Consider the following 26,190-nt stretch of genomic DNA (forward strand, 5'->3'; position numbering starts at 1 on the left):
TAGTCAGCACCTAACACGCTTGCGCCGGTTCGCTGTTCCATGACTATGGCCTGTTGTTACCCGTCGAGCCCGACACCCGGCTGCTCAGCGAAACCGAGCTGTAGCAGCTGGCCTTCGACGTCGTCACGGGTATAGCGGCGAGCAGAACACGGACAAGACCCCGGCCGCGGTGACCTCAATGGTGCTACGCTTGTCGGATCAACTCGCGAGGCATCTGGTGGATGCCCAGCAGTTCCGTGACATCCTGTGGAACAGGAGTGGCTGTTGCACGCCTTGTCGACGGGCCCCTACCAGAGTTCCTGCGGCCTCAGCCAGTGGCTGCTGCCGATGTTGGTCACCCGGACCGAACGCGCCGGCTGGTCTCGCTGTTCGACGCGCTGGCTGAGTGGATGCGCGCCGCGAAGATGATGGATTTCGGTGTTCAGATGGCCTGCGCGACGTGTTTGGTCGCGACGTTCCCGCAAGTCGGTCAAGACCTGCGCAGCCGCTACCGGGTGGTGGTGCTCAACGGGTACCAAGACACTGGACACGCCCAGCGCGTCGCGTTGTCGGGGGTGGCGGCAACGACGGAGACGGCGAACTGGCGTTGACAGCGGTAGGGATTCCCATTCAGTCCATTTACGGATGGCACGGTGCCTTCGCGACGAACTTGCTTAGTTTTCACCAACGCTTTCCCCGATTCGGGGGTAATACCGTGCCGGTGTTAGAGCTGCGGGTCAGCTGGCGTAATTCGCCCCGCGCTCTACATGTAGCCAACGACATATCCGCGGAAGCGCGACGACGATCGGTTGTGGTCCGCGCGCTGCGCTCGTTCCCGGACGTCCCGAGCTGATGCCGTACGCACTACGTTGCTTCCCTACGTGCGCGCCGTACGCTAGTGGATCGCCTACCACGTATCCGCACACTACCAGCGAGCAGACGCCGTCGGTGCTGGTGCATTGCAATGAGGACGCTGCATCCATCGCTTATGCTCTGCTCGCCCGCGGAATCCCGGTAGAAGTCAGGTCGGCCTGGCCGGCCTGCTATCCCTACCTTAAGTCGCTAATGTGGTGGTTATGCTGCGGTTCGTCGCTGACTCTACGGTCGGCACCGCGGCAATGCGCGTGCTGACTGGTCCCTGCTAACGGCTCGGTGGTTGCGATGTCGCCGCGCTACAGCGGGGCGCGTTGGTGCTGGGTGGGCTATCCTCCTTCGAGGTACGTTTCACCCGAGTAGATCATGATGGCGCTCAGCGGTCCTGGGGTTGATATCGCTTCTCTGGCCGACGCTCTCGGCGACCTCAGAGTAGCTATTTCGTATTCGGTTCTGGGCTATCAGCGCATCTGTGTCTTGGCCGACGAACTAATTGCGCTACGCGGCTATCTGTGTCTTAGCTGCCCGACCTGGTTGCTTAAATACGTCGTGTGCCGGGCGTAGACTGCGAAATCCAAGTGCTGCCAGCCCAGCTCCCGGGTGCTTGGGCCGGTGCCAAACACTTCGACGCCTTAGCTGATGTGGTCGCCGAGTATGCCGAGCGGGCAATCACTACGACGAGTGAGACCAATGCATCGACCGCAGCTAAGCTGTCGCACTCGGCATTCCTGTGCTGGATCCATCGGGTGTCACCAAGCGAAAGCAGCTTTCGGACAAGATCTCCGTTCGTCGTAACCGACTTGAGCAGCGGCGTGTCAACGAGGAACGCCGTCTGTTGTACGTGCGCACCATCAGGGTCGAAGACACGTTGTTGGTATTCGGTCATGACGGGGTCCCGTGGGGATCAAGCCGCGCGGTCCGCCGGTTTTCCTGTGCGCACTCAAGGACATTATCGGCCGCGGCCGGCGATCCCCTGCGGGGTGGTTTAACAGTGGGAACCTGCGCCTGACTATGGGAAACGAAATAGGCTGCGCGACAAAGTTGTCGAAGTTGTCCAGCCTGTTGGCCGGGCTCCGCGGCGACGTCGAACACGGGGCAGTGCTAGTGGTCGCCACGATAGTGGACGGCATGGCTCGCCCTAGCACTGATATCGAAGGCTGGACTGCCGGTGTCGATGCCCTACTGGTCGAGTGTGTAAGCGCCGGAAGGTGTCTTGCCTGCACTCTGCCCAGTTAGGTGTCGGTCACTGGTCTGGTGGACCTGGCTCGAGATCCGATCGATGCGGTTCGACCGCTAATACATCGGCTGCCCACCCGCCCGCATTACTGGGCAACACGTTTCACGCCCGGATTAATCGGTTCTACGGCGCAGAACGGCTGTTCGATCTTGCCGACTTGCCAGGTGCTGCAGACTCCGACGTCGGAGACACCCGGGAGTTGGCCGCGTTGCAGGCAGCATTTGGCCGATAGCGGTGGGTTATCCGCACGTTCATGGCGGTCGAGATTGCTATTCGAAATACCCATCGGCTGTACTGTGCTGCGTGGTCGCGTTGACACGGTGTTAGTCGATCTTGATGGCTACATCACCGTGGTGGATTGGAAGACCGGTGAGTCGCCGCGCGGGCCGGAGGCCATGCGTCAGGTCGCCGCCTACTGCTTGGCGTGGACCGTTTTGTGCGGACGCCCAGAGTCATCGGTGCGCGCGGTCTTTGTGCAACTTGCTACGTGCTTAGCGGAGTCACAGTCATCCCCGACTAGCTGCTTGAAGCTACCGATCTGGCGGGGCTGCTGGGTGAGCTGCACTGCCGACGTGTGACGGGCGCTGTTCAGATATTGGGGAGCCAGCGATGGTGGTTACATAGGTGTCGTGTGCTGGGTTCAGGCAATGATGGATTGCCGTTGCGCAACAGTAGGTTGCCGGCATCGCGGCGGTTTCTAGAAGATATTGGCTGCCCAGCCTGGTCATCTTCCTGGTTGGTGTCCTGGTGTACACTCGAGGTTCACTCTAGCCTGGTGCGCGTGTATCACCCGACGAATGGCCATTGCCTTTGGGGGTGTTGTTCGCGGTCAATGTTGTTGGTCTAACAGGACCGAAGTGGGTATTGCGACGTGAGGGTAATGTCGGGTTGACATTCTTGGATTGCCTTTATTGTGCGGCCATGCCGTTATCGGTGATCGGCTACGGTACCAACGGCAAAACGGCGGTCGCCGCGAGGCTAAGCGATGAGGCCGCGCGGGGTGAGATGGATGTCGTTGACACCCTGCCCTCGAACACGCCTCGACCGCCGGCTTGGTCACGGTGCGCGGCAACGCCACCAAATCCGGTGTGCTGCGGTTGGCCGTGACCCAGCATTCTTCCTCGATCGTCGTCGCTACCGGTCGCGGTGATACCGCCGTGTTGGTTATCTTGATGGCTCGAGAGCGGTCGCCTGACGATCAAGATCGTGGCGTCGATCCACTAGACCGAGAATCAGCACCTGTTACAGCAATTGGGTGCTGACCTTGTGGTGGTCTCGTCGGCAACCTCCGGTCGGCTGCTCGGCCTTGTCACCCCACCACCACGCCCGGGGTCGTGGAAGTGATTGAGCATCTGTTAACTCCGCACTCCGGATTGGCGATTGCTGAACGCGAGGTGGAGCAGATCGAGGTCGGCGGATCCCCGCCCCGGCATTTGCGCTACATTGTGCTTGGTGTGGTGCGTGATGGCTACCTAATGCACATCGTTGCAGCGGTTCCCGGGATCTGCGATCTCACGTTGTTGTGTGGTGGCCGGGGGTGTTGGTGTTTGTGGCAGGAATTGTTGGTCGGTTTCATAGGTGGCAGGTGAAGTAGTGTTCTGGTGTGCCATCGCTGGCCGATACGGTCGGGAGTTTGGTGGGCTAGCCTAGATCTTGTTGGCGCTGGGTGTTGGGGGCGCTTTCGGGTGCATGCTATGGCTGTGGGGTGTCTGTTTGTTCACCGGCCCTCGGCCAGCCGGTGTGCCCCCGGCTGTGTTGGTGCCGTGTTGGTTTCACAGTTCGTCGATGACCTCGCAGCCGGTGATGACGCGTACGGCGGTGCTCTAGCCTAGGGCAGTACTTGACTTTTTGTGGGGATCGACCGCGGAAGGAAGATAAAAGCCATCCACGGCGTGATCTGGTGACTTGTGCGCGTGGCGGGCTAACACATCACCAGAAAAGCGCAACTGATCCCCGGCCACCCGCCACACCAGACGCACCCCCAGCATCGCCAGCTTCGATGTCGCGGCCGGTGACCAACACCAACTACTCGGCGGCCCTTGCAAGCAGCCCACCTACGCCGCGACCAACCCTAAACCACCAACACAACCCACACCACCGATCCCCACCACATAACCCACCACACCCCTCAACCACACAAAACCAAACCAGCAAGAAATAACCACCAACAACCAGCACAACCACACCTGGCGTGCCCTCAGGACCGACATTCTGAGCAGGTGCCAAAGATTTCGATGGTGTGGCTAATGTCAGAGAATCCATGCTTGGAGGCCACTTCTGCTGCCCATGCCTCGACCTCGTGGTCGCCGACTTCGATAGTGGAACCGCAGCCTCGGCACACCAGATGATGGTGATGCTGCTCGGAACACCTGCGGTAGACCGATTCGCCGGTGTCGGTGCGCAACGTGTCGACCATTCCCGCCTCTACCATCGATTGCAGGGTCCGGTAAACGGTGGTCAAGCTGATATTGTCGCCGCGCTGGCGCAGCTCGTTGTGCAGCTCCTGGGCTGAGCGGAAGTCTTCGAGCGTCTCCAGTAGCGTCGATATTGCCGCGCGTTGTCGGGTGGAACGGACGCTGGCTCCAGTCATTATCTGCGGCTTCACCTCATCGCTTTGTCCTCCGCAAGCGAGCGTTGCCCCCATTGCATCGTCGCTGGCGCGGGTCATAGTGCGTCCTCGCCAGCGTGGGCGACAGCATCGACGACGATATGCGTCAGGTGGTGGTCAGCAAGCCGGTAAAGTACTTCGCGGCCGGACCTCTCTCCGGCGACGATACCCGCTCCCTTGAGGATCTTCAGGTGTTGGCTAACCAGCGGTTGTGGTATGCCCAGTGCGTCGACCAGTTCGTGGACACACCGCTGCGATTCGCGCAGTTGCAGCAAGATGGCGATGCGCACGGGTGCGGCCAGCGCGCGCAGTAACTCCCCGGCTGCATCGAGAATCTCGCGCGGTGGGGGTGCGGGGTAGTCCGCCAATCTTGAAATCCCATCAGCGCCGTGCTCGTGCCCGTCAACTAAACCTGAGCCTAAGTCGGTGGTTGCGGATGGGAGATCAACGGGGGTCGATGTTGACGGGGACGTCACCATAATTTAGGTCATCACCTTCGAGGAGTACCTGATATTGAGTTCGTTAGGGCAATTCCACCGTCACATGCGTGATGATGCATGTCAAAGCCGGTGGTGGCGATCGCTACCATGACTGATGCTTTGCGTACACGGCTCGTCGTTGCGCGACCGCTCGGATTAGAAAAGGAGTGCCCTGCCTCGTGGCGTCCGTCATCGATACAGTAGTTAAACTGGCCAAGCGGCGCGGCTTTGTTTATCCCGCGGGCGAGATCTACGGCGGCACAAAATCGGCGTGGGATTACGGTCCGCTAGGTGTAGAGTTCAAGGAGAACATCAAGCGACAGTGGTGGCGCTCGGTGGTGACTGGCCGCGAAGATGTTGTGGGAATTGATTCGTCGATCATCCTGCCGCGGCAGGTATGGGTGGCGTCCGGCCATGTCGAGATCTTCCACGACCCGCTGGTCGAGTCATTGATCACCCACAAGCGCTACCGTGCCGATCATCTGATCGAGGCCTATGAGGCTAAACATGGGCAGTCGCCGTGTAACGGCCTGGCTGATATTTGCGATCCGGACACCGGCGAGCCCGGTCAGTGGACGGAGCCGCGCGAGTTCAACTTGATGCTCAAGACTTGTCTCGGACCGATCGAGACTGAGGAGGGTTTGCACTATCTGCGGCCCGAGACAGCGCAGGGCATCTTCATCAACTTTGCCAACGTGGTGACGACCGCTCGCCGCAAGCCCCCGTTCGGTATCGGACAAATTGGCAAGAGTTTTCGTAATGAGATCACCCCGGGAAACTTTATCTTCCGCACCCGTGAATTCGAACAGATGGAGATGGAATTTTTCGTGGAGCCATCGACCGCTCGGGACTGGCACCAGTATTGGATCGACACGCGGATGCAGTGGTACGTCGAACTTGGTATCGATCCGAAGAACCTTCGGCTGTTCGAACATCCGAAGGACAAGTTGTCGCACTATTCTGACCGTACTGTCGATATCGAATACAAGTTTGGCTTTGTCGGTAACCCATGGGGAGAATTAGAGGGTGTTGCCAACAGGACAGACTTCGACTTGTCAACACACGCAAAATATTCCGGAGTTGACCTGTCGTTCTACGATCAGGTCAACGATACTCGGTACACACCATATGTCATCGAACCGGCAGCCGGTCTGACTCGATCGTTCATGGCGTTCTTGATTGACGCCTACACTGAGGATGAAGCCCCAAATACCAAGGGCGGGATGGACAAACGTGCGCTGCTTCGACTGGATCCGCGGTTGGCACCGATTAAGGCCGCTGTGTTGCCGCTATTCCGGCACGTCGATTTGAGCCCCAAAGCCCGAGACTTGGCCGCAGAATTGCGCAAATGCTGGAACAGCGAATTCGACGATGCCGGCGCCATTGGGCGACGCTATCGGCGCCAGGACGAGGTTGGTACGCCGTTCTGTGTGACAGTGGACTTCGAGTCACTTGACGACAACGCCGTTACCGTGCGCGAGCGTGACGCCATGACGCAGGAGCGGGTCGCGATGACCAGCGTTGCCGATTATCTTGCAGTGCGGCTCAAAGGTAGCTAAGGAGGTATACTCGGGTTGTGTTTGGGCGTGTCGGGCCTCTAATGTCGCTTATATCCCACGAAGCGCTGAAGAGTGTCAGTGTGAACGAAGTGGTTCGCTGATTGAGTTTGATTGTTGCGCGATATCGCACACCGGTCCCCTGTGGATCGGGATCTGAGTTTAAATGGTTGCCGCTCACCTATGCCGGGTTGGGGTCATTTGCTGCCTAGCACAGCTGGGGTGACGCGGCTACTGTCCATACGATCGGTTAGCTTTTCACCCTAGATCCGTGACAAATACCCCGCTAGCGTTACGACGTAAGGCGATCTGTGCGGTATGTAGCGCTGCGTCGCCAATCCCCCTGAAACTGTAGAATTTTTTGTAGGGAGGTTGATTCTTGATGTGAAGCCGAGAGCTTCGCTATTCGGGCGGGCAGGGCTCTGTGCTTGCCAGTGACTCCTGCGCGGTGCTGGGCGAGAAGAACAGCAGCGACGTAGCCGCCTCCATCTGGGCTCATGCCGCTCGCTCGTGGGTCGGATGTCGCGTTGTTCGGCTGTTTGCAGATGTGTTCGTAGTCGATCGGACTGAGCATGCCGTTGGTGGAATGGCTATGTGGCCTGTTAATCTGTTTGGTCCAGCCGACAACTAAGTGTAACATTTTCTTACCGGTTATAGAAGTGGTTGTTAAGCACTCATTCCCATTCAATGGTAGAGTTAAAAGATTCTCCGACAGCATTGTTAAAAGCAGACCTGGCACGCCCCATCGACTGCGTGACACCGCTTTGATCGGTGTGGAAAATCACCCTGGCCACCGACCCACCGGGAACCGCGATGGCCATACACCACGTTGCTTGCGCCAACGCGGCGTTGTGGTGGATGTCTATGGCAAAATTGGGCACTCGCCGTGATGCAGATTCAGCACCGAGGCCAGGTGTAGTTTGCCTTCATCGACCGAAATCCTGGTCAGACTCAGCCATTCACGCCACGTTCGGCTCCTCACGCGGAGTGAAGTCCCGGCGTAGCAAGTCCGATGCTCTACATGCCGATTTATTTCAGCTTGGTGGTGCCGCGCCGGCAGTGTGTGCGTCGAACTGCCAAACCCTGCTCGCACATCATCACTGCCACGGTGTTGGAGGCGACCCGCTAGCCCATTGTCCACAGATCGGTAGTGATACGCGGTAAGCCACCCCCATGAGTCCACTTGTGAAACTACGCTTGTGCCGCGCCCACTGTCCAGTATGACACCACTGCGGGATACCGTGCCGCACCTTCTCTGGGTAGGACTCGGCGCTGCCAGGCTCACTGCTGCATCGCTTCCTTGACCCAGAAGGCCGCCGAGTGCTTGAGTACATCGCGCTTTATCGCCAATTCGGCGTTTCTTTTTGCGCAGCCGGTTAAGCTCCTCGCGTTCGCTCTGTTTCAACGGGCCCTCACCGGTCTCGAGCACGCCGGTCCAGATTCGCCCACAAAGCCCAGCGTGTCTTCATGCAGCCCCAGCTCCCAAGCCACCTGAACGATCGGCTTACTCATATCCCGAACGATACGAGACCGCGCTCTCACAGAACTCTCGATCGACACTTCGCCGTTCCACCACCACCACCACCTTCAAGACGATATATCTTCGGTACGAAGGGGAGTCCAAGATCTGGTGCCGGGTTTCCGGCTGCGTGACGGTGCTTGTCGGCTGTTGGTGGGTGATATTGAAAATATGGGCTCTTTTGGTGCGGACATGTTTTAGAGTGTTGTGCGGCCGGTATGTTGGGAGTTATAGATGGTAACGCTTGGGGGTGGATGGAAGTACCCGTTGAAGGAGGGCCAGATAGTCGGGAAATCGCTTGTTTAAGTTCGTCCTAGGACTGTTCTAAACGCTTTGCTCAGCGGCCTAGCTGGTGTGTTGCGTAATGCGCAGCTGACCGTATAGATGGTTGTCTCTTGCTAAGTTCAAATCTGCGAAGTCGACTTCTGTTTATCGTTTATATGCTTCGCCATCCTAATCCGTTGTCGAAGGGTATGACATCTTGCTCAGCAGTGTCTTGAGAGTTCTTTGGCCCAGTTGGGGGCGATGATACTGCGGCGAACTGGCGTTGCCAAGGCTTTAGAAAAGGTCTGGTAAAAGCAGGGATTTTGGCGTAATCTTGTCTTACAATCCGGCGGTAGAAATGGGTAGTTGTCGGACGCTCTGGCCCGCTTTGTTGGGTCAATGTTGTGATGGCTCTAGGATTTTTTACGACTGCTTCCTGAGTTAGCTCTGCAAGAATTTATGCTGGAAGCGGGTTAGGGCCCGTTGTTTGTGGCGGCTATGGCCTAGGATGGGCTGGTATCGGAGATTTGCAGGCGTTGGTGTCGTCATTTGCCTCGGTGATTGCGGGGTTGGGCAGTGTCCGGCATCGGTGTTGATGGCGGCGGTGATGTTGTACGTGGGGTAGTTGAACGAGGTTAGTCAAGCTCGAGCTGCGGCGTTTGACGTTTGAGTCGGCGTTGGCTGTCACGGTGTCTCTAGTGACGGTGTTGGTGAATCGGACGACGTTGTCGTTGTTGCTGGCAACGAACATCTTCAGTATTAACGCTCTGGTGATTGCGGCCAAGGAGTTTCATGATGTGGATATGTGAACTCAAGATGTGGTCGCAATGGTGGCGTAATTTACTGAGGCGACGTCGGTGGGGTCGACGTTGACGTTGTTCACTGCGTCGTCGCTGGAATTTGGTGAGGTTGACGGAGTTGGTGTTGCAGGCGGTTTCGGACGTGTCAGCGGCGTGGACTGGATTGACCACGCAGGTGCAGTCGGCTGGTGGCGGCGTTGCCGGACGAGGTGTCGACGGTGGAATCGTTGACTTCCCAACTGCTGTTGTCGCAGCTATCTTCGGCGGTCCTGAGCAGTTGTGGCTGCGTATCCGACCAGCATGTTGATTTCGCCGCTGGTGCCGCTGGCACAGGGGGCAGTATGGGTGCAGCTGTATTTGCTGGTTCTACGGCGAATTTAGGTCGATGTGTTGAAATTTTCGGGCAAAGCCGTGCCGGATACGAAGCTGCTAGGTGATGTCGGTGCCGCCGACGTGGCAGGGGTCAATGTCGGCTCGGATAGTGATTGTCGGGATTGGGGGCGATGCCCAACGCTGAGGCGATGGCAGGGGCTCCTACCGATGATGGTCTGCTGATGATGCTGGATGGGTATGGGCGGCAGCGGGGATGCCTGGGGAGATGACGGGCCGAGAGGGCGTGAGTCCGCATGTGGTGCAGTTGCGTCTCAGCGTGGTGCCATGCACTGGGGTCGGGTAGATTAGCTCGCAGTACGGGCGATTAATCGATAGCGTGTCGAAGTTATCCAATTTGGCTGTAAGTTTCAGGGTGATCTATGGGCAGGCCAATGATCACAGACAAAGTTGCAAACCGAAGGTAGCAACATGACCAATACCGATTCGGCTCTAGGGTTTCAGCGGGGCCTAACCAATTGTCACTGGACAAGCAACGCATGGGGTATCGTACACCCGCACCCACAGCACTAGTTGAAAAAACATCACTTCGTCTGGTTGTATCGAGTCATTTTCCCGTGCTAGACGATACGATCTCCGCCGTATGGGGTCTCACGTGCTGATGGCGAATTATTGGAATAGCGACGGTGTGCTTCCGGGGCCAAATATGGCTGCATCACTGAGCTTGCTAAAGTCGTTACAAGCGCTTCAGCAAGCGTGGATCACAACGAGGACGAATTGGGGGTTTTGACGTCTCCGCGCTCCTGCAGTAGTCCAATCGACGGAATGTTCATCGGGAGTTCCTGGCAAAAGTTACCACCGCCACCAGCGCGAGGGCTTTGATGTTGCTGGCTGATCCGGTGATCAAAAAGGCTTGTGACTCTGGGTCCTGTCCCGGTAATTTGACCGACATCGAACAATTCGTGTTGTTTGTGTAGGAGAACAGGTTGTTTGATCACTATTTCGGGACGCTTTCTGGAACCAGCGGGTTCAACACCTCGTCGCTGGCAATTGCAACAAGAAGGTTGGAACCCAATGACCAAAGCGCTTGACCACAATGACACTACCATCCCGTTCCGTTTCGACACTATCCAAAGCTCCCTGATTAACGGTGAATGCGTCAATGACCCTTAACCACAGACGGATCGCCATGCACTAAATCATGGAATGGCGGTGCCAACGACCAGCTTGCTGCCGGCACAGGTTGAGACCAGTGCGTTTCATAGCAATATAGCCGGTGCCTATGGTGTTGAATGCGATTTCCGCAACTACACAATGCGTGCCTAATTTAGTGCTCGGGTCGATGGTGAAGGCATCAATTCCATATCGAGTGCTATATTCGCAGCCGATGTTTGCGCTAGGAAAGTGGCCATCCGCTCAGCGATCCCTGTTGAATACAAGTCTGAATGGCTGCCATTGCGTCAGCCAGGCCGTGTTTCAAAGCGATACCGTAGCAAATAGTGTGGATGAGTCGGAATCTTCTAGGGAAGACGAGCTTGATGAAGTGAAAGTCCAATCGCCCAATATCTCTCCGAGAATTTCTGGCGAGGTTTCCCGCTTCCCTGTCCAGTCCATTTGACCGACATCGAGAGGGCTGAAACTCCATGACGCAATACTCTTTAATCTCGATGGCGTTACGGTGCTGCACCATGCGATACCGCTACAGGTTTACCGGACGTTGGCGAGCGCATCAACTACCCTGTCTACATGATGGATACAGAAGAACCGATCATGGAACAACGGCAATAACGACGGTTGGCGACGCGGCGTCCGAGTTGGCCCCGCAACGGCCGGGCCCCGGGCAAATAGAGTTGCAACACCCGTGAGGTTGGCACAAGGCTCCGAGGTATATCGGTCTGGGCTTTTGAGTGCGCTGTTTCGTGATTTCACCGTTAAGCCGCAGTGAGCTGGCTAGTGATGCACGACCAGCTTTGATCATGTTGCCCGGCCTGTCAATGTTGACCACCTCGTGGGCCAACTGTCGAAGCTGGTTCAACGTGTGCTCAAATCTCAAATGTTAGTGTCGGGTATCCTGAGGTCTTCGGCAAGTTTTCTGGTGGCCCAGCAGCATGGCCAGCATCGACAGTGCTGTCGGCTCGGGCTGGGCCTGAAGAAGAACCGATGCCCGGTGCTCGCTTGCAATCCATGGTGTGTGCCCGCTCATGGAGTAGCTGATATCCGCCGGGCAGGCGCCGTTATTTGTCGACTCGGGTCGACTTGCGGCGGCTGGCTTTAGCTGTCAACTGGTAGGCGACTCAAAATCGTCCGCCGCCGCTGTTAAGGCCGCTATCGGACGAGCCCCCGGATGAGTTCGACGAGCTACTAAATGGATAGTTGGGATCCAGCAAGCCCATACCTCTTCTTCTCCGCAAAAAACCTCCACCTAGTAGGTCGTTGACGATGATCCTGCCGATCATCGCGCCAGTGTCGCTATCCGTGAGTTGTGTGTAGGCATACTGAGCCGACTGCACGTCGGGCGTTAGTCAGCGACTGCACGTTAGTAGCCAGCATCGACGCTGCGTTGGCATAGGCAATCGCTTCAGTCAGGTCGGTCCTTAATCCTTAATTCTTTTGTGGTCTTGAGCTATTTGTTTCGCTTCGGTGAGTCGGATCCGAGCCCCAGCTTCGATGCTGGCGCAGCGGGCGGCGATGTAGATGATGTAAGATGGAGAACCCGAGCACCCGCGGCCCAGCGGTGAACAACGCTTGTTCGAAGCAATGGCTGGAGCCTATCGGCGGCTGTCTGTTCTTCGGCCAGAGTGCCCAGTAACCAGTTAAGGTCCATGTCGGCTTTGGCCAGAATGGGCAAACGCGGCCAGCGGGTCGACGGAGCCGCCCCTGCGGGTGCCGTCTAGGGTTCGGGCCGCCGCATTGCGCACGGCGACAAGTTCCCTTTTGGGTAGAAGTTTGGCGTGTTGTGTCTTTTGCAATTGTTCGTTGGAGCGTATGACTCCCGAGTGGATGTCGTCTGCTTGACGACGGCAACGCGGCTACGACATGCCGGATGTTGCTAGCTGCGTTGTCCACCGCATCGAGCAGTGTCCGAGCGCCACCTTGGCGGCACTCAACTAAACAGCAGCGAGATAGGAGACGGCATCGCCATTACCGGACACCGAGGCTAATGCAGCAGGGTCGCACTCGTTGTGCAGCTTTTCTAGTCACTGCTCGACCGGGCTGATGCGTGCGGTGAATTCGACGTATTGCTCGGTCAGCCTATCGAGTGGCTACAGGGCGTTGATCACCAAACCGTAGTGTCTCGAATACCTCGGTGTTCGACTGCAGTTCGCGGTCGATGCTCACCACGGCCCCGATCGCTTGGGTGAGTAGTTAGCGGCTCGGTGCCGGGGTCCATGGCGTGCCATCGTCAAGTTTACGGCACACCGTGCATACTCTGGAACAAAGTCGCTTTAGTGTTGATCACCACCTTGGTGAAGGGCTCGGGTCGATCGTTGCCGAACTCGTCGATCGCCACTGTGAGCTCAATGTCGCTGGTACGCAGCGCGCTGTTGACCTTCACCACTGTTGACCAGGACAGATCGTCGAGGGCTTCCAGCGGTACGGCGGCCAGCCCATTTGTGTCGGCGGAGTCGACTTGTTGTGTCACAGCCAACTAGGCAGCGCGCCGTCGACGACGGGTTTAGTGCATGACAACCAGCAAGATCACCATGACGGTGGTGATGACGCCCAGTGCAACCATCAGCATGACCCGTCTGGCCTGGACGCACTGGACGGCCTGTTGAGCCCGTTTGCCGCAGCTACTACCCGCACTGCTTCAGTCATTATTGTTCAATGCTGGCTTGATCTGTTTGTGCCGCAGGTTATCTACTTGACTTTCACTGATGCCCGGCACTAAGAAGGCATACTTCCGACTGGTGGTAGCTACGGCCAGTAAAGCGCCGTAGCCACTTAATTCGCTAGCACGCATGGTGCGCTGCACCAAGGCTACAGCGCTCTGTTCGGCGAAGTCGTCAACGTAGACCACCTACAGTCGGACCTGGCGATCTTCGTACAGTTTGTCGATGGCTGACGTGATGGCGATGTGACCGGATTCTGACAGGGTGCCCGTGTTGTCGTTGACGTACTCCGGAAGCCGAAACGGTAGTTGTGCGCCAGAAGACGGTAACCAACAGCAGTCCAGCCGCGATGATTTGCCATGACTACGGTGAGCAGGCGAGTAATGTGCATATGGGCTAATTTAGCAGGGTTAATATACAGGACCGAGGGGCGCAAGGAGGTGGCGGGGCTTCCCGTCTTGTTGGCGGGGGGACAGTCGGGTGCGATAGCTCTGCCTTGGTCCTCTAGTAGCCGTTCCTGGCAGACTGTGCTGCGGTGACTAAGACTAATGAAGGCGAACACGAATCAGCGCGACTCCTATGACGACTTCGATCGTCAGCGCCGGGTGCATGAAGCGCCGAAGACTGCGGGTTTGCCAGGTAGCGAAGGTCAGCACCGCACTGAGTTCGCACGGGACCGGGCCCGGGTGCTGCATAGCGCAGCGTTGCGACGATTGTCGGACAAGACCCAGGCCGTGGGTCCCCACGAAGGAGACACTCCGCGCACCCGGTTGACTCACTCGTTAGAAGTGGCCCAGATTGGGCGAAGCATGGCGGTCGGGCTGGGTTGCGACCTCGACCTCGTCGAATTGGCTGGACTGGCCCACGATATCGGCCATCCGCCATACGGGCACAACGGTGAACGAGCTCTCAATGAGGTGGCAGCCGGCTACGGCGGTTTCGAGGGTAATGCGCAGAATTTCCGAATCTTGACCAGCCTTGAGCCCAAAGTTATTGATGAACAAGGGTATAGCGTGGGGTTGAACTTGACTCGCGCAGCCCTGGATGCAGTCACCAAATATCCGTGGACTCGTGTAAGCGGGATTGGAAATGGGAGAAGTAAGTACGGGTTTTACGAGGATGACCGCGATCCCGCGGACTGGGTCCGTGTATATGCGCCGGCGGATCATGTGTGTCTGGAAGCCCAGGTGATGGACTGGGCTGACGATGTCGCTTACTCCGTCCACGACGTCGAGGACGGCGTCGTTTCGCAAAGAATAGACTTACGCGTGCTTGCTGACGAGGAGGAGGCCGCCGCTCTGGCCAAGCTGGGGGAAGGCGAATTCTCCCGGGTGACTGCTGATGAATTGATGGCAGCTGCGCACCGTCTCTCGACGCTTCCTGTGGTCGCTGCGGTCGGCAAATACGACGCCACGTTGGTATCGTCGGTCGCGCTCAAGCGATTAACTAGTGAGCTGGTCGGCAGGTTTGCCTCGGCCGCGATCGCGGCCACACGTGCGGTGGCCGGTCCAGGGCCGTTAGTGCGCTATCAGGCTGACCTGCAGGTGCCCGATCTGGTGCGTGCCGAGGTTGCGGTACTGAAAATCTTGGCACTGCAGTTCATCATGTCCGACCCACGGCATCTGGAAGGCCAGGCCCGGCAGCGTGAGCGTATACACCGGGTAGCGGATTGGCTGTACTCCGGGGCGCCACGTACCCTCGACCCAGTTTTTGTCACGGCTTTCACTAACGCTGCCGACGACAACGCCCGCTGGCGGGTCATTGTCGATCAGATCGCTTCGTATACCGAAGGTCGGCTGGAGCGTATCGACGCCGGTCAGGCGAGTCCGTAGCAAGTAGTCGGGTTAGGTCGCCTGACATGATCAAACTCAGCGTCACTGCCCCCCTGTTGCTCTTGCTTCCATTGGTGGCCATGACTGTCTGCAGTCTGAATCAGCGCCCAAACACCCAGCAGTGAGCCACACTTGCGGTTAAGAGTGGCTCACTGCTGTCGTCAACGACCAGCCAGCCTTCCGGTGGTGAGAATCGCTTGCAGTGCAACTGGAAAAACGCTGGACGGTCGACTCGTGGCCATGGCGACCTTCGATTTCACGGATTACGTCACTACCATCATCAAGTAGATTGCGACCGGCGTTATAGCACCGGGCTTGCGCGGGATACACATCCACGTGATCGGCAAGTGCGAACCCAAGTCGGTCTCCCCAACCGACGACCCGTCCGGCAACATTCTTATCCGCCGCTGAACATTACCAGGCTCCTGGTCACACCGGGAAACCCCCGAGCGGCGACCTAACATTGCTCGAGATATGTCAAGACGGCTCTGCTCTGCTGGTGACGACAAGTGACGTGTTCAACAGGGACGAGCTGCTGCAGGTTACAAGAACGCAATCATAGTCTACAGCATAGAATACAGCGATAATGCCATGGAAAGGATCGCATGCGATGTCATTGGCCCAGCTTCCTGAACTAGTCCGGAGCGGTGTTGGCGATGCAGCAAACTGAACCTGGGGTTCTAGACTGAACCTATGGTCGGCCGTATCCCAGATCGCGATATCGCCGCTATCCGTGAACGGGTCTGCATCGAGGAAGTCGTCGGCGATTACGTCCAATTGCGGCGCGCCGGAGCCGATTCGCTTAAAGGCCTGTGCCCGTTCCACAACGAGAAATCACCGTCGTTTCATGTACGCCCAAACCATGGCCACTTCCACTGCTTTGGTTGTGGTGAAGGCGGCGACGTGTATGCGTTCATCCAGAAGATCGAACACGTCAGCTTTGTTGAGGCGGTTGAAATGTTGGCCGACCGGATTGGCCACACGATCAACTATTCCGGCCCAGCCACCAGTGTGCAGCGCGACCGCGGTAGTCGTAGCAGGCTCATTGCGGCCAATACGGCCGCAGCAGCGTTCTATGCGGCAGCATTGGAGTCAGACGAGGCGGCACCGGCTCGCCAGTACCTCATGGAGCGCAATTTTGATGCTAATGCCGCCCGTCATTTCGGCTGTGGATTCGCGCCGTCGGGCTGGGATTCATTGACAAAACATTTGATACGCAAGGGTTTTGAATTCAAAGAGTTAGAGGCTGCGGGGCTGTCTCGGCAGGGGCGCCGTGGTCCGATGGACCGCTTTCACCGTCGGCTACTGTGGCCGATTCTCACATTGGCTGGCGAAGTGATCGGGTTTGGTGCCCGTCGGCTGTTTGACGACGACCCGATGGAAGCCAAGTATGTCAACACACCCGACACGTTGCTGTATAAGAAGTCGTCGGTGATGTTTGGCATCGACTTGGCTAAGCGCGATATCATCAAGGGGCATCAGGCTGTTGTGGTCGAGGGCTATACCGACGTGATGGCGATGCATCTGGCCGGGGTTACCACCGCTGTTGCGTCGTGCGGCACAGCGTTCGGCGATGAGCATCTAGCGATGCTGCGGAGGCTGATAATGGACGACAACTGGTATCGGGGTGAATTGATCTTTGTCTTCGATGGCGATGCGGCTGGGCAGGCAGCGGCTCTGAAGGCATTCGATGGCGACCAGCAGGTTGCCGGAAAATCGTTCGTCGCTGTTGCTGCGGATGGCATGGATCCGTGCGACCTCCGGCTCAGCTCTGGAGACCAGGCATTACGAGACCTGGTTGCTTGTCGCAAACCAATGTTCGAATTCGCTATTCGAAGTTTGATTCCTGACGGAATGGTTCTTGACGACGACCCGCAGGCGAAAGTGGATGCGCTGCACCGATCTGTTCCGTTGGTTGCTCGGATTAGGGACTATGCGTTGCGCGACGAATACGCGCGACGCCTGGCGGGCTGGACGGGGTGGTCGGACGAAGGGCAAGTGCTTGCTCGAGTGCGCGAAGAGGCCAACCGACGTAGCGCGCCGAAACGCGCCAGAAGGCGCAGCGTGAGTGTTGAGCAGTCGCCATTCATGCAGTTGCCGAGTGCTCCGTCCGATCAACTCCTCGCCCGCCCCGACCCACGTGACCCAACACTGTGGCTGCAGCGTGAGGCGTTGAAATCGGTTTTGCAGTACCCGGCTCTGGCGGGCCCAGTATTCGACACGCTGACTGTCGAGAGTTTCACCCATCCCGGCTACGGAGCCGTTCGCGCGGCCATCGACGCGGCGGGTGGGACGTCGGCCGGCATCACCGGAGCACAATGGATCGACGTGGTGCGCCAGCAAACCACATCGGCGCTGATCACCGGTTTGATCAACGAGCTAGGCGTGGAGTCGATCCATGTCGACGACGAAAAGCTGCCGCGTTATATCGGTGGGGTACTGGCTCGCTTGCAGGAAGTGTGGATGGGCCGACAGATCGCCGAGGTGAAATCTAAGTTGCAGCGCATGTCGCCGATTGACCAGGGTGACGAGTATCACGAGCTGTTCGGCGACCTGGTCGCCATGGAAGCCTATCGACGCAGCCTGTTGGAGCAGGCCAGCGGCGACGATATGACCGCCTGAGGTGTTGTGTTGTTGCCCTCAGTTTGCGCCGTTCGCCCGCCACTCGGCAGAACGTTCGATAACAGTGGTCTGGTTATTGATTTCGGCCAGGGTCACAAACTCTGCGTCAGGTGAGATCCGATTCGCGACCTTGCGACGCCCCCCTGCGATCATCGACTTAGCCATGGGACTACCGGTAAGCGCGCGATATGTGCCTACTATCTGCTCGTAGCGGCGGCGGCCAGCTTTCGCACCCAGCACGTAACCTAGTCCAAGCACAATGACATACGGGATCAAAGCGGTCCTTCCCACGACGGTGCAGCTGGCTCCATCTTGCCTCACGTACCGGGATGTGTGTGCGCCCAAGCTGGGCCGAGCTGGGACTGCCGGCGGCTAGTGGCCTGGTCCCGTTCTTGGGTTCGGCTAGGTCAGTACGCTAGAGTCGTCCCGCGATCTACGCCATCGTTCACGTGGGTCGATTGGTCCCCTGTAGCTCAATTGGCAGAGCATTCGGCTGTTAACCGAACGGTTGGAGGTTCGAGCCCTCCCGGGGGAGCTGTGGTTGGCCGCACACTTTGCATGCTGCCGGCGCGGGGCTTATGCGTAAACCGATCAGCCACGTGCGTCGCAGATGGCTTGCGCGACATCGGCGTGGATCCTAGTCACTACCCCGTCTTCGACAGCGGCGTCATAGACAGCTGCGGCGATGGCGCACAAGTTCCGCACATCCGGCAACAGCACATCCCCCAGATTCGTCGAACCAGTCTTGCGAACAATGGCCTCAGGTGTGGCGTGCAGCATTCCCTGGGTTAGCCGCTTGACACCGGCCACGATGACATCTACGTCCGAGTTCAGGAAACACCAGCGTGTTGTTGGCCTGGCCCATGATGAAGATGGTGTGCTCGTCTTATTCAACAGAGGCGACCGGGCTGCTGGTAACACCCAGCGCTCTGCCGTTCGACCAGGCTAGAATGTCGGTCGGCATGGCTTCCACATGTGAGATCGGGTTGAACAACAGGAAGATCATCGGACGCTCGCGGGACACCGTCATCGTCTCGACAACCTTCCGGCTGAACGTACCGAACACCGCTGAGCAAGAGGGTGGGTGATGCGATCTTGATCGCATCACCCAGTGCGACTCGCTCTCCATGTAGCCACACCGAGCTATCGGCGGCTCTTTGCATCGGGTACCTGGAATCGCGCAGGTCGTCCATGTAGTTGAATAGCAGACTCTGCTTGTTGATCACCCTAGACCTACAACTACGACGTGGCTTGCTCGACGGTTGCGCCGTTGTTGACTATATGTGTCATTGTGTTGCGGATCTGGTCGGCAACATCGATCCTGATCGTCCTGGTTCCGAAAACAACGGCCATCTGGTCGTGTATCAGGGTACCGGTGACACGGGATCCGTTGTGCACGGTGGCCACGACCACGGCGCCGTGCCCTGCACGTCATTCTTAGAACATGCAATAGTTGTTGCCATAGGTCTGCAGGATATTCTGCGTATTGACTGGCCCAAAGTCTTCGAAATTCAGGGTTATGTGCGGACACAGCCGGTTCGCGGTTTCGATGTAGCGCTTGATGAATTTCGTCGTCTTCGGTGCCGCGTCTGGCGGTTGCCGAGATAGAACAGGTGTTGAAGCAGTTGCTTATTAATCAATTCCAGACCTCAAGGGAGACCGCCAGACAACGATGCTAATCTATTCCATCGCTGGCGGTGTAGGGCGCCGGTTTGCCCACCGCGATTTGGATGCCACCAACATTCCAATCGCCGATATTCCAGGGACAGCTTTCGTGGGGCACCTGCATCTTCGGGCCGGGTCGGGATAGGTGTTGGCCAACACCTTGCAGTAGAACAGTTCGTGTCGGTAACGCGGCTGCCGAAGCAGCAGGATCCGGCCAAGATAAGTTGCGAAGCTCTGCAATTGAATCCAGACGCGGTCGGCTTGTTGTTCCAGAGTTAGCATGGTCGGCGGTAGTCGGCCGGTCAGTCCGAGCTGTCGCTGCTCTTCGTGAGTGAAAACCACCCCAGGGTTGAGAGTTGGTGAGAACATCGTGACCGGACTTCGCGGCGCGCTGATGTCGCTCACCAAAATCCCCATTGGCGCCTTGGTGCGTGTGATCAACGGTGACGCGGATCGAGATAAACGTCTCTTTACGAGCATTTAAAACCTACTGTTCGGGTGTCACCGCCCCAAGGTGCCCGGCTCCGTCGCCGGTTAGTAGGCGTGATCCTTTAGCCGAACAATCCGATCTGGTCGAGTCAAATGTTGACGGTGGGACTGGACTTGTGTTTCTGACGTTTGTTGTGGTGACAGCCGAGTGGCGGCCCGAGCTCGGTATGTGGAGTTCGATTGCGTGGATCAATGGCGCCATGGTTCTAGTCAATCAGCAGGTGGTGTCATAGTAGCGGCGGCACTTGCGGACCGCAACGGTCGACTAGCTCATCGTGGCGATCAAAACCGGGTGGTTCGGGTAGGCACCAGCACTTGGGGTGTCTGGAGCGTTTGGGGTGGTGTTGACGGTTTTGGCGCACGCCGTCGATGATGAAAAGCTTGAGCTGGAGGTGGCGAGAAGCGTTTCAGCTCGGCCCACCGCGGTGAATCTGACGTGGGGCGTGCAACAGGCGCTGGTCAAGTTGCGCGACGGGCCGCAGGCCATGCTAAATGAGGCCTCTGCGTATTTGAACGCGGCCACCCAGGTGAGACCCGGGTGGCCGCGACTCATGCGGCGGGCCTTATCCAGCGGTTAAGGCTGGGTCGACCGCTGCACGTCCTGACCTAAGGTAATATCTACACTATTTGCCACGACCGTGTTCGATACCGTACTATCATGCGCGCCGGCAGATCGCGACTGGCGTGGTCGACTAGACGCCTGCTGATGCAGGGCGGGACTGGTTGGCCGCATGGGAGCTGGCCGAAGCCGGAATTCCGCACCGGCTGACGATTGATTGAGCTGCGGCGTACGCTATGAGCACCTGGGGAGATGGACGGCGTGATCGTCGGTGCTGATTGCATCGCTGTCGATGGTTCGGTCGCCAACAAGATTGGCACCTATGGCGTGGTATTCGTCGCTAACCGGCACGGCATTCCGTTCAGCGTGGTCGCGCCTTGAGTTTACGCCTGTCCGGCTACCGCCACCAGGTGCGAGATCGTGGTGAAACAGCGGGCCGCAGATGAAATCACTCATGTGGGCGGGGTCGCGACTGCCCCGGACTGCACCGCTGTCTTCGATGCCACCCCCATCTGAGCTGGTGACTGCAATCGTCACCGAGAATGGTGTAGTGGATAACTACGCTGCAGATCGGCTTCCGGACGCGTCGTCGCCCACCACCCTGGTTTGGCGACAATCGCTCGCGTCACGTAGGGTCTCTATGCATGGTTGGATGCCAGGCACGACTGGTAAAATTGTGGTGTGCAGCGGGTACATTGTATTAATCGCTGGTAGCGGATTGTCCAAAGTTGAGTCTACCGCTTACGATATGGTAACAGTGAATATTGCTGATTCCCAGATTGTTTCGGGGACATGATACTTGTCAGAAGAGGCTATCATCCACACGGGTGTTTTCCGGGCTAGTTATGCCGGTGCCGTGGTGCACAGCCATCTGTCATATGTGATGGCACAGTCGATTGACGTCCCAAGTGTACTGCGGTTCAGTGACTATGAGCTGATCAAACGGCTGGGGATCAGACGACCCATTGTCATTCCGGTCTTTGGCGATCACGCCGACATTTCGTGCATCGACATCGATATTGAGCGTCATCTGTGAGCGGGAATCCGGATGCATCGCCGGTCTTGTTCGCGGCTGGCTACGACATCACCCCCTGGGGTGCTCGCTTCGTACAAGCGCGCGATCGCGCCAAGTGTTTGGAGGTGATGTGCGAGCTGGCGACACTGATCGGGCGCCGCGCAACAGGAGGACAAGTGTGATGACGTTGGTCCAGGTCATATCCGACAGTGACGTTGTCGACGCACGGTTGCTCACCGACTATGCGGAACTCATTGGTGTCGAACTCACCAAGTGTGGCGATTATTTTTGATCGCTGGCCCACGATGCCTGCCCTCGAGGCGGTCACCCGATCACTGAGATCCGAGCGCACTATCGCCACCACGTTGCCGAACTGAATGCCGATAGCCGCTCCCCGCACATCGACGTGGCGTGAATGCAGCCCGACTATAGTGACTCGCGTTGGCTGGACACGACCAAGGTGGCCCGCTGGAAGTCTCTTGTCTAGTAACTGCACGCCGAGGACGAAATGCGTTTCTTGGTCGCCGGCCGAGACTGCTTCTGGAACCTGAAATCGTGGCGGTGATCTGCTGTAGGTACCGCCGGGCATCCGGCATAGGTTTAATATGGGCGTTCGTCCTGATTTCGTGGCGATTCGGTTCTTCGAGTAGCCCGGCGGCTGGATCGGCGATTTTACCGGCGATCATCATCGACACGAGGACACCACCAGCCCGACCAGTTCGGTGCGCGAGGGTCTGTATGAGTATTATCCACTCGCATCTTGCGCGATGGCTTGTCGACAACTAAGGCGATCCTGCGGATTCGGTGATTATCTGCAGTCGGCAATTGGCCGGACGATCCAGCGCTAATGCTGCGGAGGAAGTCGAAATCTTTTGCATTCGAATGGATTCGATGTGAAGAACGAACTGCTAAAGATCACTCAAGGTCTGATCTGTGTAACTGGCTTCCGCAGTGGTGCCCTGCGCTAAGAATTCTTCGTCAACGTACCTCAGGTATTGACGGTATGGCACGACATTAGTATCGCTTTGCGCGTGTTTTCACCGGGTTCTTTTCGTAATCAACAGGTCTGGTCCGCCCACGCATGGAGGAAGCTGGTGTCGTTGATCATTAGCTGGTTCGATCTCACTAACGCGGGAGCTAAACGCGAGACGGCTTCCTACCACAAGATCGCCGGTGCGATAGAAGTCTCGGACGAGAGGATCCTCTGTCTGTTCGACCATCCCGACGAACTCGATGCCGACGCCACGGCGGGCTAGCTGGTGCTCGGGATGGTGCGCACAGGCCAGCCGAATTCCCCACGTCCCCTATGCCGTTGAATTTATTCCTTTGCTGAAATTGATCCCCACCTGTCGACCTAATGTCGAACACGCTCAGATGGAGAAGTCTTCGCCGTGCCACACCTCGGCTTCGGGGGGCCGGATGACGCGGTAGGTTTCGAACCACCGTCTTCAGCCTCCAGCTTAGCCACCCTGGTGAGCAGGGATTGCAGACTGACGCCCACGAGGTCGGGCAGCACGGAATTGTCCCCGTTGGCCGGGCTGTCGCGGCTGATGATCTGTCCGGGAACCCCGACGGCCACAGCGCTTGCTGGGACCTCCTTGACCACGACTGCGTTGGCACCAATCCGGCTGTCCTCGCCGATCTTGATTGCACCGAGGACCTTGGCGCCGGCGCCGATGGTTACGCAATCCCCCGATGGTCGGGTGACGTTTACCCGTTTCTCGGCCGGTGCTGCCGAGAGTGACGCCATGGAAGATGGTGACGTCATCGCCCACCTCCGCAGTTTCCCCGATCACCACGCTGGTCGTGTGATCGATGAACAGGCCGGCTCCGAGCACGGCACCGGGGCGGATGTCGACCCCAGTGAGGATGCGGGTGAGTTCGGCGAACGCCCGCGCGGCCAGCCTGGCGCGACGGTTCCACAAACAGTGACTGAATCGATGAGCCCAGACGGCGTGCACGCCTGGGTAGCAGTAGATGACCTCCATAACCGTGGATATGTCGGATCTCGCTGTCTTGTTGCCTGGATATCACGCCGGATTGCCGCAAACATGGCTAGTTGGCCAAGTCGGAGAATAGCATCGTGCTTAGATACCGCTCGCCGAAGTCGGGCAGCACGACGACGATCAGTTTTCCTGCATTCTCTGGCCGGCGGGCCACGTGCAGGGCGGCGCAAACGGCTGCCCCTGCGAGATGCCGACCAGCAGTCCCTCTTACTTAGTCAGTCTGTGGGCCAGGTCGAGCGCTTCTTCGTTACCGACGGTGACGATCTCGTCGACCAGGTCCAGGCCCAGCACCGACGGGACGAATCCAGCACTGATGCCCTGGATGGGGTGCGGAACCCTTCTGGCCATCGGACAACACCGGCGACGCAGCGGGCTCTACGGCGACGAACTGCGCGGCGGGCCGGGGTTCTTTAATGCTTCGGGCAACACCGGTGATGGTGCCCCCGGTCCCCATTCCAGCAACGAAGATATCTGCCTTGCCATCGGTGTCGCGCCACACTTTCTCAGCGGTTGTGGCGGCGTGGATGGCTGGGTTCGCCAGGCTCTCGAATTGCTGTGGTATTAGGTAATCTTTTGTCGGTCCTGGCTACTTTCTTGGCCTTGCCGATGGCGCACGACATGCCATTGACGCCCGGAGTCAAGATGAGTTCGGCTCCATACGCTCGTAACAACATTCGTCACTCGATGCTCATCGTCTCGGGCATGGTCAGCACGCAGCGATAGCCACGTGCTGCGCATACTATAGCTAGTGCGATACCTGTTGTTCCCGCTCGTCGGCTCAAGGATTACGGTGTCCGGCTTGATCAAGCCCGCTTTCTCGGTCGTTTCGACCATGGCCACGCCGCTCTGGTCCTTCACGCTGTTGGCGGGATTTAAGGATTCCAACTTCGCGACAACGTCAGCCAGTGCACCGTTGGTAACTCGGCGTAGCTGGACCAGTTGCGTATTACCAACTAGTTGTGTGACGTCCTCGACAATGCTTATCTACCTTCATCTCCAAGGGTCTTGGCTTCTTCAAATAGCTAATCCTCATTGTCCTTCCAGCTAATGTCGAACTCTATGACCATTTCGGTGGGGATGGCTAGGGCAATGGGGGTTAGCCGCTGTGGTGTATCCTCTACTGCCACGCCGGTTACTACTCGTCCGGCGACGTTATGTGACGTGACTGCGGTCAGCGTTGTCATCGACGTACCTGCCGTTTGGCACAGGAAGAAGTCTGTTCCCGGTTGTATGATGTCGTCGATGACGTAGCCGTAGGCGTTGACGAGTGTATGACCGTCGCTGGCGTTGAGCATCAGCGGTATTCGCACCTGGAACGGGCCCACGAGTTCGGATTCTGCGATGGCGTTCGTGTCGATTAGATCCGATTCGTCGGTTTCGCGTAGAGCGTGGCTTGTCTCAGCGAGCAAGTAGTTGTAGAGGTATACAACTCGATCGGCGTTGTTGTAATGGCTAGTACCAGTTAACCAGAAGCCAACGTGATCGATTGTTGGGGCAGTGGCATCGGTGGTGGCGATCAATCGGTAGTAGCGGTAGCCGCGTCCACCGCGGCCGTGACTGCTAGCCGACAGTGTGCTACCGACGCCAAGTGTTTGTTGGTGACAGCCGATGCCGGCGGGTATAGTCTGTTGTGATCCGGAAACATCTTGCCAAACAACGCCATTGGATGATTTTTGCAGCTTCAGGTCGACCGGGGCTCCCGCGGTGACCCATGTTGAATAGCCGCCGAGCTGTGGTTCGCCATCGAATTCGAACGTGATCACCGGTCCAGAGCAGCGATGTACCGCTACGGGTACGTTTCGCGGTCGAGTATCAAGAGCCAAGCCGTTGGTCAGATACCAAATCGCGGCCTGGGTTGCTGCAATTGCTTCGTGTTCGCTGATATTGGCTGACCCTAGTGGGTAGCCGGCTTTGCGTAACCGTTGGCTCAGGTCGATGGTAGAGCGCATCGGGAAGGAGTGGCGCAAAATCCAGTCCACCTCGGCTTCGCAGGAGTGCGCGCTCAGGTGCGGCAGTGCAGAGAACGTTCCCACGCGATAACGCAACGGGTATTGCGGTGCGATCCCGGTGAAATCAAGAGAGTAAGCATGCAGGTTGGGGTTGAGCCTGATCAGATCAGTGCGTGCACATGTGCCGTCGGCGAATTTAATCGTGTCAACTGTGTGGGAGTAGGTGCCGCCTTGGTAGCGAGTCATGTGAGTTAGTTCGGTGGTCGGTCTCACTGTGATGCGTCGGCAGGTCACCACCTCGGTCAGGGCGCGACTAGGTATGGACAACAAGGTCATCGGTGGTTGAACTTCCTAAAGGACGAGTTGGGTAGCGCACGTCTCGATGCCGCTGGGCGCTACGGGTATAGCGCCCGCGTAGGGGAGAACGCGATGATTTGCTGAGAGCGTTAAGAGACGTCAGGCATCAGCAACAGCGACAACAACAGTCCACGGTAAGGCAGCACGTAAGGACAAAGCGTGGCTGTGTGGACTGATGCATAGGCCCACTATAATGGTGTCGTGTGACTTTAAAACGC

The 26,190-nt window shown here is 57.8% G+C and carries 30 protein-coding genes, 1 tRNA gene and 3 pseudogenes; 21 read left to right on the forward strand and 13 right to left on the reverse strand.

Going from position 1 to position 26,190, the window contains the following annotated elements; all coding sequences use genetic code 11:
- Positions 1–257 precede the first annotated feature (257 nt).
- From MLPF_RS17230 to MLPF_RS05820, 8 genes and pseudogenes are all read left to right on the forward strand, one after another.
- A complete protein-coding gene (locus tag MLPF_RS17230; protein ID WP_272946086.1) occupies positions 258–590 on the forward strand; it encodes a UvrD-helicase domain-containing protein in 333 nt (110 codons plus the stop codon).
- Positions 591–1,221: 631 nt separating this feature from the next.
- A complete protein-coding gene (locus MLPF_RS17235; protein ID WP_282435831.1) occupies positions 1,222–1,416 on the forward strand; it encodes a hypothetical protein in 195 nt (64 codons plus the stop codon).
- Between the two features lie 166 nt (positions 1,417–1,582).
- The gene (locus MLPF_RS17240) at positions 1,583–1,861 is read left to right on the forward strand and encodes a hypothetical protein (RefSeq protein ID WP_272946088.1); all 279 of its coding nucleotides are present in this window, start codon (positions 1,583–1,585) and stop codon (positions 1,859–1,861) included.
- Between the two features lie 2 nt (positions 1,862–1,863).
- Entirely contained in the window at positions 1,864–2,088 is a 225-nt protein-coding gene (locus MLPF_RS17245) for a hypothetical protein (protein WP_272946089.1), read from the forward strand.
- The gene (locus MLPF_RS17250; RefSeq protein WP_282435832.1) at positions 2,061–2,321 is read left to right on the forward strand and encodes a hypothetical protein; all 261 of its coding nucleotides are present in this window, start codon (positions 2,061–2,063) and stop codon (positions 2,319–2,321) included. The genes MLPF_RS17245 and MLPF_RS17250 overlap by 28 nt, the downstream gene beginning before the upstream one ends.
- A gap of 64 nt (positions 2,322–2,385) precedes the next feature.
- On the forward strand, positions 2,386–2,667 hold the full coding sequence (locus tag MLPF_RS17255) for a PD-(D/E)XK nuclease family protein (RefSeq protein WP_272946090.1): 282 nt from the start codon (positions 2,386–2,388) through the stop codon (positions 2,665–2,667).
- A 355-nt stretch (positions 2,668–3,022) separates the two neighbouring features.
- Positions 3,023–3,678, forward strand: a pseudogene (locus MLPF_RS05815) (NAD(P)-binding protein); the annotation flags it as partial.
- Between the two features lie 67 nt (positions 3,679–3,745).
- Positions 3,746–3,916: a hypothetical protein gene (locus tag MLPF_RS05820; protein ID WP_237817104.1), complete on the forward strand. Its 171-nt coding sequence runs from the start codon at positions 3,746–3,748 to the stop codon at positions 3,914–3,916.
- Here the strand turns inward: MLPF_RS05820 and MLPF_RS05825 are convergent.
- The 4 genes from MLPF_RS05825 to MLPF_RS05840 form a co-directional block, all read right to left on the reverse strand.
- A complete protein-coding gene (locus tag MLPF_RS05825) occupies positions 3,913–4,143 on the reverse strand; it encodes a hypothetical protein (protein ID WP_237817102.1) in 231 nt (76 codons plus the stop codon). The two genes, MLPF_RS05820 and MLPF_RS05825, sit on opposite strands and share 4 nt — an antisense overlap.
- A complete protein-coding gene (locus tag MLPF_RS05830) occupies positions 4,144–4,299 on the reverse strand; it encodes a hypothetical protein (protein WP_156147006.1) in 156 nt (51 codons plus the stop codon).
- Entirely contained in the window at positions 4,287–4,679 is a 393-nt protein-coding gene (locus MLPF_RS05835; protein WP_045842734.1) for a Fur family transcriptional regulator, read from the reverse strand. The genes MLPF_RS05830 and MLPF_RS05835 overlap by 13 nt, the downstream gene beginning before the upstream one ends.
- Before the next feature lie 74 nt (positions 4,680–4,753).
- A complete protein-coding gene (locus tag MLPF_RS05840; protein ID WP_045842724.1) occupies positions 4,754–5,176 on the reverse strand; it encodes an ArsR/SmtB family transcription factor in 423 nt (140 codons plus the stop codon).
- Between the two features lie 167 nt (positions 5,177–5,343).
- Between MLPF_RS05840 and MLPF_RS05845 the strand changes: the two genes are divergently transcribed.
- The 3 genes from MLPF_RS05845 to MLPF_RS05855 all read left to right on the forward strand — a co-directional run bounded on the left by MLPF_RS05845 (position 5,344) and on the right by MLPF_RS05855 (position 9,622).
- Positions 5,344–6,735, forward strand: a complete 1,392-nt coding sequence (locus tag MLPF_RS05845; protein ID WP_082082328.1) for a glycine--tRNA ligase — start codon at positions 5,344–5,346, stop codon at positions 6,733–6,735.
- Between the two features lie 2,439 nt (positions 6,736–9,174).
- Positions 9,175–9,324, forward strand: a complete 150-nt coding sequence (locus tag MLPF_RS05850) for a PPE domain-containing protein (RefSeq protein ID WP_162196889.1) — start codon at positions 9,175–9,177, stop codon at positions 9,322–9,324.
- 94 nt (positions 9,325–9,418) lie between these two features.
- The gene (locus MLPF_RS05855) at positions 9,419–9,622 is read left to right on the forward strand and encodes a hypothetical protein (RefSeq protein WP_045842726.1); all 204 of its coding nucleotides are present in this window, start codon (positions 9,419–9,421) and stop codon (positions 9,620–9,622) included.
- A 3,432-nt stretch (positions 9,623–13,054) separates the two neighbouring features.
- On the opposite strand, the gene MLPF_RS05860 is transcribed toward MLPF_RS05855, so the two are convergent.
- On the reverse strand, positions 13,055–13,288 hold the full coding sequence (locus tag MLPF_RS05860; RefSeq protein WP_050038990.1) for a hypothetical protein: 234 nt from the start codon (positions 13,286–13,288) through the stop codon (positions 13,055–13,057).
- Here MLPF_RS05860 and MLPF_RS05865 point away from each other — a divergent pair.
- The 3 genes from MLPF_RS05865 (at position 13,280) to dnaG (ending at position 17,932) form a co-directional block, all read left to right on the forward strand.
- Positions 13,280–13,537: a hypothetical protein gene (locus MLPF_RS05865; RefSeq protein ID WP_237817264.1), complete on the forward strand. Its 258-nt coding sequence runs from the start codon at positions 13,280–13,282 to the stop codon at positions 13,535–13,537. The two genes, MLPF_RS05860 and MLPF_RS05865, sit on opposite strands and share 9 nt — an antisense overlap.
- Before the next feature lie 489 nt (positions 13,538–14,026).
- Positions 14,027–15,310, forward strand: coding sequence for a deoxyguanosinetriphosphate triphosphohydrolase (locus tag MLPF_RS05870; protein ID WP_045842728.1), 1,284 nt, complete (start codon positions 14,027–14,029; stop codon positions 15,308–15,310).
- Between the two features lie 693 nt (positions 15,311–16,003).
- Positions 16,004–17,932: a DNA primase gene (gene dnaG, locus MLPF_RS05875; RefSeq protein ID WP_045842729.1), complete on the forward strand. Its 1,929-nt coding sequence runs from the start codon at positions 16,004–16,006 to the stop codon at positions 17,930–17,932.
- An 18-nt stretch (positions 17,933–17,950) separates the two neighbouring features.
- Here dnaG and MLPF_RS05880 read toward each other — a convergent pair whose 3' ends face one another.
- The gene (locus tag MLPF_RS05880; RefSeq protein ID WP_045842735.1) at positions 17,951–18,208 is read right to left on the reverse strand and encodes a hypothetical protein; all 258 of its coding nucleotides are present in this window, start codon (positions 18,206–18,208) and stop codon (positions 17,951–17,953) included.
- A gap of 186 nt (positions 18,209–18,394) precedes the next feature.
- On the opposite strand from MLPF_RS05880, the gene MLPF_RS05885 reads away from it, so the two are divergent.
- Positions 18,395–18,467 (forward strand) — tRNA-Asn (locus MLPF_RS05885).
- Positions 18,468–18,523: 56 nt separating this feature from the next.
- Here MLPF_RS05885 and MLPF_RS05890 read toward each other — a convergent pair.
- The 4 genes from MLPF_RS05890 to MLPF_RS05905 all read right to left on the reverse strand — a co-directional run bounded on the left by MLPF_RS05890 (position 18,524) and on the right by MLPF_RS05905 (position 20,014).
- Positions 18,524–18,742 carry a hypothetical protein gene (locus tag MLPF_RS05890; protein WP_236684894.1) on the reverse strand — a complete coding sequence of 73 codons (219 nt, stop codon included), beginning with the start codon at positions 18,740–18,742 and terminating at the stop codon, positions 18,524–18,526.
- 76 nt (positions 18,743–18,818) lie between these two features.
- Positions 18,819–18,998 (reverse strand): malic enzyme-like NAD(P)-binding protein, encoded by a 180-nt coding sequence (locus MLPF_RS05895; protein ID WP_237755953.1) that lies wholly within the window; start codon positions 18,996–18,998, stop codon positions 18,819–18,821.
- A gap of 173 nt (positions 18,999–19,171) precedes the next feature.
- Positions 19,172–19,345 (reverse strand): Rossmann-fold NAD(P)-binding domain-containing protein, encoded by a 174-nt coding sequence (locus MLPF_RS05900; protein ID WP_236684896.1) that lies wholly within the window; start codon positions 19,343–19,345, stop codon positions 19,172–19,174.
- Between the two features lie 267 nt (positions 19,346–19,612).
- Positions 19,613–20,014 (reverse strand): hypothetical protein, encoded by a 402-nt coding sequence (locus MLPF_RS05905; protein WP_236684897.1) that lies wholly within the window; start codon positions 20,012–20,014, stop codon positions 19,613–19,615.
- Between the two features lie 413 nt (positions 20,015–20,427).
- Here MLPF_RS05905 and MLPF_RS05910 point away from each other — a divergent pair, with 413 nt between their 5' ends.
- The 6 genes from MLPF_RS05910 to MLPF_RS05940 all read left to right on the forward strand — a co-directional run bounded on the left by MLPF_RS05910 (position 20,428) and on the right by MLPF_RS05940 (position 22,916).
- A complete protein-coding gene (locus MLPF_RS05910; protein WP_175266359.1) occupies positions 20,428–20,664 on the forward strand; it encodes a hypothetical protein in 237 nt (78 codons plus the stop codon).
- A 233-nt stretch (positions 20,665–20,897) separates the two neighbouring features.
- Complete coding sequence (locus MLPF_RS05915; protein ID WP_082082330.1) at positions 20,898–21,026, forward strand: hypothetical protein; 129 nt, start codon at positions 20,898–20,900, stop codon at positions 21,024–21,026.
- Positions 21,027–21,144: 118 nt separating this feature from the next.
- Entirely contained in the window at positions 21,145–21,441 is a 297-nt protein-coding gene (locus MLPF_RS17260; RefSeq protein WP_427901950.1) for a class II aldolase/adducin family protein, read from the forward strand.
- 87 nt (positions 21,442–21,528) lie between these two features.
- Positions 21,529–21,681 (forward strand): hypothetical protein, encoded by a 153-nt coding sequence (locus MLPF_RS05925; protein WP_237817265.1) that lies wholly within the window; start codon positions 21,529–21,531, stop codon positions 21,679–21,681.
- Positions 21,678–21,842: a hypothetical protein gene (locus MLPF_RS05930; RefSeq protein ID WP_162196890.1), complete on the forward strand. Its 165-nt coding sequence runs from the start codon at positions 21,678–21,680 to the stop codon at positions 21,840–21,842. The genes MLPF_RS05925 and MLPF_RS05930 overlap by 4 nt, the downstream gene beginning before the upstream one ends.
- A gap of 912 nt (positions 21,843–22,754) precedes the next feature.
- Positions 22,755–22,916 carry an HAD family hydrolase gene (locus MLPF_RS05940; RefSeq protein WP_236684899.1) on the forward strand — a complete coding sequence of 54 codons (162 nt, stop codon included), beginning with the start codon at positions 22,755–22,757 and terminating at the stop codon, positions 22,914–22,916.
- Positions 22,917–23,030: 114 nt separating this feature from the next.
- Here MLPF_RS05940 and cysE read toward each other — a convergent pair.
- The 3 genes and pseudogenes from cysE to MLPF_RS05955 form a co-directional block, all read right to left on the reverse strand.
- Positions 23,031–23,713, reverse strand: a pseudogene (gene cysE, locus MLPF_RS05945) (serine O-acetyltransferase).
- Between the two features lie 2 nt (positions 23,714–23,715).
- Positions 23,716–24,650, reverse strand: a pseudogene (gene cysK, locus MLPF_RS05950) (cysteine synthase A).
- A 38-nt stretch (positions 24,651–24,688) separates the two neighbouring features.
- Positions 24,689–25,951: a TQXA domain-containing protein gene (locus MLPF_RS05955; protein ID WP_045842731.1), complete on the reverse strand. Its 1,263-nt coding sequence runs from the start codon at positions 25,949–25,951 to the stop codon at positions 24,689–24,691.
- Between the last annotated feature and the right edge of the window lie 239 nt (positions 25,952–26,190).

Source organism: Mycobacterium lepromatosis, from assembly GCF_000975265.2.
Taxonomy (GTDB): Bacteria; Actinomycetota; Actinomycetes; order Mycobacteriales; family Mycobacteriaceae; genus Mycobacterium; species Mycobacterium lepromatosis.